The following is a 6,128-nucleotide window of genomic DNA, read 5'->3' on the forward strand; positions in this document are numbered from 1 at the left end:
GCCCCTGGAAGCCCCGGGAAGGGCCTCCGGGTGGGGTGGGGAAGGGGGACTCCAGGCCCCCCCAGGCTTCCGGCCCCTGGCGCGGCTCCTGGCGGCCCCCATCCATGGCCGGAAAGGGGGCTGCCGGACAGGGTTTCAGGGACATTCCGGCTCACGCCGCGCTTGTTCTCCGGCCCGGCGCACGGCTAACTCCCTGCCGATTCGTACGTGGAATCTGGAATCGGCATTCGGCTCAAGGGAGAGCGTCAATGCAGGTCGTCAGTGTGAAGAAGGTCCTCGCGGGCGCGCTGGAGGAGGGGACGAAGGTGGAGGTCCGCGGGTGGGTGCGCACGCGCCGCGACTCCAAGGCGGGCATCAGCTTCGTCAACGTCAGCGACGGCTCGACCTTCGACCCCATCCAGGTCGTGGCCCCGGCCACCCTGCCCAACTATGAGAAGGAAGTGCTGCACCTGACGGCGGGCTGCTCCGTCGTCGCCCGGGGCTCGCTGGTGAAGTCCCAGGGCAAGGGGCAGGCCTTCGAAGTCCAGGCGGACGAGGTCCAGGTGCTGGGCTTCGTGGACGACCCGGACACCTACCCCATCCAGCCCAAGCAGCACACGCTGGAGTTCCTGCGCGAGGTGGCTCACCTGCGCGTGCGCACCAACACCTTCGGTGCGATTACGCGCGTGCGCCACCGCGCCGCCGCGGCCATCCACCGCTTCTTCGATGAAGAGGGCTTCTTCTGGGTCAACACGCCCATCATCACCGCCAGCGACGCGGAGGGCGCCGGGCAGATGTTCCGCGTCTCCACGCTGGACACCGTCAACCCGCCCCGCACGCCGGAAGGCAAGATTGACTGGCACAAGGACTTCTTCGGCAAGGAGGCCTACCTCACCGTCTCCGGCCAGCTGAACGTGGAGGCGTACTGCCTCGCCATGTCGAAGGTGTACACCTTCGGCCCCACCTTCCGCGCCGAGAACTCCAACACCACGCGCCACCTGGCCGAGTTCTGGATGATTGAGCCGGAAATCGCCTTCGCGGACCTCAACGCGGACGCGGACCTGGCCGAGCGCTTCCTCAAGGCCGTCTTCAAGGCGGTGCTCACCGACTGCGGGCCGGACCTGAAGTTCTTCGAGGAGCGCGTGCAGAAGGGCGTCATCGAGCGGCTGGAGAAGTTCATCAACTCCAGCTTCGAGCGCATCGACTACACGGCCGCCATCGACATCCTGAAGAAGGCGAAGAAGAAGTTCGAGTACGCGCCGGAGTGGGGCAAGGACCTCCAGACGGAGCACGAGCGCTACCTCTCCGAGGAGCACGTGGGCCGGCCCGTGGTGGTGATGAACTACCCGGAGGAAATCAAGGCCTTCTACATGCGCATCAACGAGGACGGGAAGACGGTGGCCGCCATGGACGTGCTGGCCCCCGGCATCGGCGAAATCATCGGCGGCAGCCAGCGCGAGGAGCGGCTGGACGTGCTCGACGCGCGCATGAAGAAGTTCGGCCTCCAGCCCGAGCACTACCAGTGGTACCGGGATTTGCGCCGCTACGGCACGGTGCCGCACGCGGGCTTCGGGCTCGGGTTCGAGCGGCTCATCGTCTACATGTGCGGGCTGCAGAACATCCGCGACGCCATTCCCTACCCGCGCGTGCCGGGCTGGGCGCAGTTCTAGGCCGGAATGGCTCTCACGGTGTGGCGCGTTGAATGAGGTCTGGCCTCTGGCGGCCAGCGAAAGGCGCCCACCGTGAGTGCGGACCTCCAGAAACAAATCGAGCAGGCGGCCGAGTGGATTGCCGCCAGCCAGCACCTGGTGGCCTTCACCGGGGCTGGCATCAGCACCGACTCGGGCCTGCCGGACTTCCGCGGGCCCGACGGCGTGTGGACCCGCCGGGACGCGGGACTGCCCCCGCCGAAGTGGGGCGCGCCTCCCTCGCAAATCCGCCCCAACGTGGCGCACCTGTGCCTCGTGGAGCTGGAGCAGTTGGGGCTGCTGAAGTTCCTCATCTCGCAGAACGTGGACAACCTGCACCTGTCATCGGGCTTCCCGCTGGAGCGGCTCGCGGAGCTGCACGGCAACGGCAAGTTGATGCGCTGTCTGGGCTGTGAGTCGCGCTTCACCTTCGAGCAGGTGGGGTGGGACCGCCGCGTGTGGGGCGAGGGCTACCGCGCCCACCGCCCGCTGAAGGGACAGCCGCGCTGCCCGGTGTGCAAGGGCCGGATCATCTCCTCGGTGGTGAACTTCGGCGACCCGCTGCCGGCGAAGGAGCTGGAGCGGTCCTTCATGCACTCGGCGGAGAGCGACGTGTTCTTCGCCATCGGCTCGTCGCTGGTGGTGTCGCCAGCCAACGACATGCCGCGCATCGCGATGGAGGCCGGGTCGAAGCTCATCCTCCTCAACCGCGGCGAGACGCCCTTCGACGAGGTGGCCGACCTGCGCATCGACGCGGGCATCGGCGAGGTGCTGCCCCCGGTGGTGGAGCGGGTGAAGGCGCTGCTCGCGGCCCAGCCCCGGGCATAGGAGCGGCTCAGGACGCCGGCTCCTCCCCGGCGTCCCCCGGCGCCGCGGGCTCACCCAGCAGTCCCTGCCGGAAGAGGGCGTCGGCGGTGCGGACGAAGGCACCAGCTCCGGGCACCTTGAGCGCGAGCGAGGCAGGGAGCAGCAGCCGCTCCAGCAGCCGGATGAGGCCGTCCGTCGCGCGCTGCCGGGGGCTCTTGTCGAGCAACCACCACAGCACCACCGCGAGGTGCACCATGTAGAGCACGCGGCCCAGCGCCGGGCCCGTCGTTCCACCGGGTGCGTCCGTGGCCCCGAGCGCCGCGTCGACGAAGGCCCCCTGCACCCGCAGGCGTGAGAACGCGGTGCCGGGCGAGAAGAGCCCTTCCTCCTTGCCTCCCACCAACACCGGCACCAGCGCCGTGAGCGGCTCGCGGTGCGGGCCGAGCACCTCCAGGCTGGTGCGCAGCGCGAACAGGAAGCGCTCGCGCCAGGGGCCCACGCCCATCTTCACGGCGGCTTCCGCGTACCGCGCGGACAGCTCCTCGTAGAGCGCGAGCACGATGGCGCGCTTGCTGGGGAAGTAGCGGTAGAGCAGCCCCACGCTGACACCGGCTTCCTGGGCGATGTCCCGCAGCGTCGTCTCGTCGAAGCCGCGCGCCGCGATGAGCCGCAGCGACGTCTCGTACAGGTGCTGGCGTGTCTCCAGCCCCTGCTCCGTGGCGCCCCGGGGACGCCCTCGGCCCCGCTTCGCTCCCTCCTTCGCTTCGCCCTGCTTCTTCATCCCGTGCCTATTTTAAGTGAACGCGTTCACTTTATTTATTGCACGGGGAATCCGAAAGGAGCAAGAGAGACCCGGACACAGTGAGTGCCGCGGCCGGGGGACGGGCCGTGGCGGCAGAGGGGGTTGGTCATGAAGGTCGTGATTCCGGGAGGCACGGGGCAGGTGGGCGGGTTGCTGGCGCGGGCGTTTCGCACGCGCGGCGACGAGGTCGTCATCCTCAGTCGGGGTGGGGGAGGCGAGGGCAGCCGCACCGTGTCGTGGGATGGCCGCACGCTGGGGGCCTGGGCCGCGGAGGTCGACGGCGCGGACGTCGTCATCAACCTCGCCGGGCGGAGCGTGAACTGCCGCTACACGCCGGAGAACCTCCAGGCGATGATGGACTCGCGCGTGGAGTCCACCCGCGTGGTGGGGCAGGCCATCGCCCAGGCGAAGCGGCCGCCCCGGCTGTGGCTCCAGATGAGCACCGCCACCCTCTACGCGCACCGCTTCGACGCGCCGAACGACGAGGCCACCGGCATCATCGGCGGTGAGGAGCCCGACGCTCCCGCGTACTGGCGTCAGAGCATCGACATCGCGAAGGCGTGGGAGCGGACGCTCCAGGAGGCGGACACGCCGCGCACGCGCAAGGTGGCGCTGCGCACCGCCATGGTGATGAGCCCCGATGCCGAGGGCGTCTTCGACGTGCTCTTCCGGCTGGTGCGCTTCGGGCTCGGTGGCTCGGCGGGGAACGGGCGGCAGTACGTGTCCTGGATTCACGGGCAGGACTTCGTGCGCGCCGTCCAGTTCCTGATGGGGCGTGAGGACCTGTCGGGCGCGTTCAACCTGGCCGCGCCGAACCCGCTGCCCAATCGGGACTTCATGCGCGTGCTGCGCGACGCGGCGGGCGTGGGACTGGGGCTGCCCGCCGCGAAGTGGATGCTGGAGGTGGGCGCGGTCTTCATGCGCACGGACACGGAGTTGCTCCTGAAGAGCCGCCGCGTGGTGCCCGGCCGCCTGCTCCAGGCCGGGTTCACCTTCCTGCACCCGGACTGGCCCGGCGCCGCCCGCGAGCTGGTCGCGAGCTGGCGGGCCCTCCGTCACCCTACGGCAGCTGCTCCCGCAGGGCCGGCCAGCGCGTCTTGACCCACTGGCGCACGTACTCGACCTCCTCCTCGTAGGAGTTGAAGTCCTGGCGCGTGTGCCAGTTGGGGAAGTTGCTGTAGCCGGTCTGGACGGGGTCGGGTGTGGGCTTGGCGAAGCCCACGTAATCATCCCCCCACTTCGCCCAGTCGCGCCGGGCGACGGGCGCGGTCTCCTTCACGTAGCCGTCGATGAGGGAGAGCACCGTCTCCAGCTTCAGCTCGTCGCTCAAGAGCTTCCGGTACCGCTCGCGCATGGGCCCGGCGATGGTGGGGTCGGCCAGCATCTTCTTGAAGAGCAGGTTGTCCTCCGCGAACGTCGGGCGCGAGGTGGGCGACGTGCGGGTGGTGTCGAAGCTCTGGCCGAGCGTGGCGTCCAAATCCCAGGGGATGTAGCGCCACTGGCTCCGGGTGGCCGGGTCGTAGGCGTGGTACGAGTTCTTCGCCTGCGAGTCCACGCCGAGGATGAGCGTGTTGAAGATCCACCAGTCCTGGTAGTCGCTGGCCTTCATGCGCTGCGGGAAGCCCGCGCGGAAGGTGTCCGCGTCCGAGTCGGCGACGAAGGCGATGAGCTCGTGCAGGGTGTCGAAGTCGCCGAAGTCACCCTCCTCGGGCGTGCCCTCCTCCTTCTCGAAGCCGGCGTGCAGCTTGTCCTTGGGCACGCCCCGCTTCGTCAGGCGGGAGAAGTTGGCGTCGTTGTCCACGGCCTTGTAGAGGTCCGCGTCCTTGGGGATGCCGTGCCAGTCCATGAGGCGTTTGCTCACGTGGTCCGACGCCGTGTAGAGCCCCATGAAGCGGCCATTCACGTAGAGCACCCCGCTGAAGGTGCGAATCTTCACGTGGTCCGGCGCCATGCGGTTCCACAGGTCGAAGGCGAGCCGGGAGCGCATGTACGAGTTGTCATTGAACGTGGTGATGAGCACCACGCGCTTCCGGTTGAGGAAGCCGTCGCCGTAGACGGGCTCGTTGAAGAGGTCCTCGTCCTTGAACTTGAAGGTGAGGCTGCGCTTGGGGAACACGCTGGACGTGGCCCCGCGGTACTGCGCCTCCATCTCGTAGCGGCGCCCCCGGTAGACGAGCTGCGCGGGCTTGTATCCGCCCGAGGTGAGGCTGCCCTCGAAGAACAGGTGGAAGACGGGCAGGCCGTACTCCTCCGTGTACTTCGCCGGGTCGGCGAACTGGACCTTGTCGGAGACGACGATGTCCGGCGCCACGCCCACCTTCAGCGTGCCCGTCTCGCCCGTGCTCCGCTCGCGCAGGGTGAGGTGCCACACCGCCGCCTGGGCCCGCGTGGGCGTCCAGCGCAGGGTGGCGGTCGCCTCGTCGAAGCTCGCGCCCGTGGGCAGGCCTTCCACGGTGAAGCGCACGTCGGCGCCGGTGTGGCCCGTGCCGCACTTCACCGTGGCGGTGACCTGCTCACCCTCCTTCACCCAGCGGGCCTCGCCCGCGGTGGGAAGGCAGAGGGTGGACTGTGTCGGCGGCGGGCCCGCATCCGGTGGCTCCGGAGTCGGCCCCGCGTCCGGCGTTCCGCTGTCGGGAACCTCCGTGGGCGGTGGGCCGCCCGCGTCGGGTTGCTCAGCGGGTGGGCTCGGTGGCCCGTTGGGTGACTCATCTTGTGGCCCGGGGCCGTCGTCCGTCGTGCCACCGCTCGCGCCGGAGCCTCCGCAGGCCACCATCAGGCCCGCGACGCACGCCAGCAAGACGCCGTGAAAGCGTTTCCCTCCCACCTGGTTCCTCCCCCTCTCCCGTCCCGCC

At 69.3% G+C, this 6,128-nt stretch carries 5 protein-coding genes; 3 read left to right on the top strand and 2 right to left on the bottom strand.

The genetic code is table 11. From position 1 onward, the window contains the following. Positions 1-248 precede the first annotated feature (248 nt). Together asnS and HG543_RS50495 are read left to right on the top strand one after the other, a co-directional pair. Complete coding sequence (gene asnS / locus HG543_RS50490) at positions 249-1,649, top strand: asparagine--tRNA ligase (protein ID WP_169352145.1); 1,401 nt, start codon at positions 249-251, stop codon at positions 1,647-1,649. Positions 1,650-1,721: 72 nt separating this feature from the next. Beyond that, on the top strand, positions 1,722-2,495 hold the full coding sequence (locus tag HG543_RS50495; protein ID WP_169352146.1) for a Sir2 family NAD-dependent protein deacetylase: 774 nt from the start codon (positions 1,722-1,724) through the stop codon (positions 2,493-2,495). A 7-nt stretch (positions 2,496-2,502) separates the two neighbouring features. Here HG543_RS50495 and HG543_RS50500 read toward each other — a convergent pair whose 3' ends face one another. Then, positions 2,503-3,255, bottom strand: coding sequence for a TetR/AcrR family transcriptional regulator (locus HG543_RS50500; RefSeq protein ID WP_169352147.1), 753 nt, complete (start codon positions 3,253-3,255; stop codon positions 2,503-2,505). Positions 3,256-3,384: 129 nt separating this feature from the next. On the opposite strand from HG543_RS50500, the gene HG543_RS50505 reads away from it, so the two are divergent. Beyond that, positions 3,385-4,377 (top strand): TIGR01777 family oxidoreductase, encoded by a 993-nt coding sequence (locus HG543_RS50505; protein WP_169352148.1) that lies wholly within the window; start codon positions 3,385-3,387, stop codon positions 4,375-4,377. Here the strand turns inward: HG543_RS50505 and HG543_RS50510 are convergent. Beyond that, positions 4,337-6,100: a CotH kinase family protein gene (locus HG543_RS50510; protein ID WP_343073644.1), complete on the bottom strand. Its 1,764-nt coding sequence runs from the start codon at positions 6,098-6,100 to the stop codon at positions 4,337-4,339. The genes HG543_RS50505 and HG543_RS50510 overlap by 41 nt on opposite strands. Positions 6,101-6,128: the final 28 nt, after the last annotated feature.

This window comes from Pyxidicoccus fallax, from assembly GCF_012933655.1.
GTDB classification, from domain to species: domain Bacteria; phylum Myxococcota; class Myxococcia; order Myxococcales; family Myxococcaceae; genus Myxococcus; species Myxococcus fallax.

Excerpts from the sequence above, each read along its gene's own strand:
- HG543_RS50500 (WP_169352147.1), bottom strand. The coding sequence starts at position 3,255 with ATGAAGAAGCAGGGCGAAGCGAAGGAGGGAGCGAAGCGGGGCCGAGGG.
- HG543_RS50505 (WP_169352148.1), top strand. The coding sequence starts at position 3,385 with ATGAAGGTCGTGATTCCGGGAGGCACGGGGCAGGTGGGCGGGTTGCTG.
- asnS (WP_169352145.1), top strand. The coding sequence starts at position 249 with ATGCAGGTCGTCAGTGTGAAGAAGGTCCTCGCGGGCGCGCTGGAGGAG.